This window comes from Novosphingobium sp. HII-3, assembly GCF_002916655.1.
In the GTDB taxonomy this organism is placed as follows: Bacteria; Pseudomonadota; Alphaproteobacteria; order Sphingomonadales; family Sphingomonadaceae; genus Novosphingobium; species Novosphingobium panipatense.
Genome location: NZ_PPSM01000083.1, coordinates 1 through 1,004, shown reverse-complemented (window position 1 = coordinate 1,004; position 1,004 = coordinate 1). Strand labels below are relative to the sequence as shown.

The 1,004-nt window shown below is 67.9% G+C and carries 1 protein-coding gene; it reads left to right on the top strand.

What is annotated here, in order from left to right; translation table 11 throughout:
- On the top strand, window positions 1-1,004 hold a 1,004-nt coding region (locus tag C2R25_RS19560; protein ID WP_103730791.1), incomplete at both ends, for an NAD(P)/FAD-dependent oxidoreductase.

Below are 1,004 nucleotides of genomic sequence, written 5' to 3'. Positions count from 1 at the left end.
GGGCATGGGGGTGCGCAGTGCGCGCTTGCCCTGCGCCAGAACGGGTTCGAGGGAACCATCACCGTCATCGGCCGGGAGCCGGAGTACCCGTACGAGCGTCCGCCGCTCTCCAAGGAGTACTTCGCGCGCGAGAAGACGTTCGACCGTCTCTACATCCGCCCGCCGACGTTCTGGGCCGAGAAGGAGGTGACCTTCAGGCTGTCCACCGAGGTCACGAAAGTGGATCCGGTGGCCAAGGAACTGACGCTCTCGAGCGGCGGGACGCTGGGGTACGGCAAGCTCGTCTGGGCGACCGGGGGCGACCCGCGCCGCCTGTCGTGCTCGGGCGCGGAGCTGGCCGGGGTCCATGCCGTGCGCACCCGTGAGGATTGCGACACGCTGATGGCCGAAGTCGATGCCGGGACGAAGAACATCGTCGTCGTCGGCGGCGGCTATATTGGCCTCGAGGCGGCGGCAGTGCTGTCCAAGATGGGGCTCAAGGTCACGCTTCTGGAGGCCCTGCCGCGCGTGCTGGCGCGTGTCGCGGGCGAGGAGCTTTCCGCCTTCTACCAGGACGAGCACCGTGCGCATGGCGTCGACCTGCGCACCGGGGTCGCGGTCGATTGCCTGGAGGGTGATGGGCACCGCGTTACCGGCGTGAAGCTGGCCGATGGCGAGATCATTCCGGCCGAGGCGGTGATCGTGGGCATCGGCATCGTTCCGGCCGTGGGGCCGCTGATCCTGGCGGGGGCGTCGGGCGCGAACGGCGTCGACGTCGACGAATACTGCCGCACCTCGCTGCCCGACATCTACGCGATCGGTGACTGCGCCGCCTTTGCTTGCGACTACGCGGGCGGCACGGTGATGCGGGTGGAATCGGTGCAGAACGCCAACGACATGGCGACCTGTGTGGCGAAGGGCATCTGCGGCGACGAGAAGCCGTACAAGGCGTTCCCCTGGTTCTGGTCGAACCAGTATGACCTGCGCCTGCAGACCGCCGGCATCAACATGGGCTTCGACCAGAC